Annotated in this window: 1 protein-coding gene; it reads left to right on the forward strand. The window is 62.6% G+C overall.

From position 1 onward, the window contains the following. Window positions 1-62: 62 nt before the first annotated feature. The coding region (locus ACFFGH_RS34355; RefSeq protein ID WP_386677454.1) for an aspartate ammonia-lyase at window positions 63-1,183 on the forward strand (1,121 nt) is incomplete at its 3' end.

Consider the following 1,183-nt stretch of genomic DNA (forward strand, 5'->3'; position numbering starts at 1 on the left):
TGATTGATCGGGTGTGTGAGGAGATCGCCGGCGGGGCGCTGCATGAGCAGTTCGTGGTTGGGGTGATTCAGGGTGGTGCGGGTACGAGCACGAACATGAACACCAACGAGGTGATCGCCAATCGTGGTCTTGAGCTGATGGGTCATGCGCGGGGTGATTACCGGCATCTGCATCCGATCGATGATGTGAACCGCAGTCAGAGCACGAATGATGTGTATCCGACGTCGATCAAGCTGGCGATGGTGATGTCGTTGCAGAAGCTGTTGGAGGAGCATCGGCTGCTGACGCAGTCGTTCGCTGCGAAGGGTCGTGAGTTCGAGCATGTGCTGAAGGTTGGCCGTACGCAGTTGCAGGACGCGGTGCCGATGACGCTTGGGCAGGAGTTCATGGGTTTCGCGCACACGTTGGCTGAGGATTATGACCGGTTGACGGAGTCGATCAAGTGGTTGAACGAGATCAACCTCGGTGCGACTGCGATCGGCACCGGGATCACGTGTGATCCGGGGTATGCGGAGACGGTGCGGCGTCATCTTGACGATGTGACGGGGTTGAGTTTCGAGACGGCGCCGGATCTGATCGAGGCGACCTCCGATGCCGGGATCTTCATGACGTTGAGTGGCATTCTGAAGCGCGCCGCGGTGAAGCTGTCGAAGATCTGCAACGACCTGCGGCTGCTGTCCAGCGGGCCGCAGGCCGGGTTCGGGGAGATCACGCTGCCGCCGAGGCAGGCGGGATCGAGCATCATGCCGGGCAAGATCAATCCGGTGATCCCGGAGGTGGTGAACCAGGTCGCGTTCAGTGTGATCGGCGCCGACGCGACGGTCACCGCGGCGGCGGAGGCGGGGCAGTTGCAGCTGAACGCGTTCGAGCCGGTGATCGCGCACAGCATCCTGCAGTCGCTGGTCTGGATGCGGCGGGCCTGCAACACGCTGCGGATCAACTGCATCGACGGGATCACCGCGAACACCGAACGGCTGAACCTGCAGGTCGCATCGAGTGTCGGCGTGGTGACCGCGCTGACCCCATACATCGGCTACGCGGCCGCAGCGTCACTGGCCCATCAGGCGCTGACCACCAACGCGTCGATCGCCGAACTCGTGCTCGAAGCCGGACTGCTGACCCCCGACGAGGTCGAACGCATCCTCAGACCGGAACGGCTGAGCAACATGGTCCCGTTCACCGG

The sequence above is a fragment of the Lysobacter korlensis genome, from assembly GCF_042434515.1.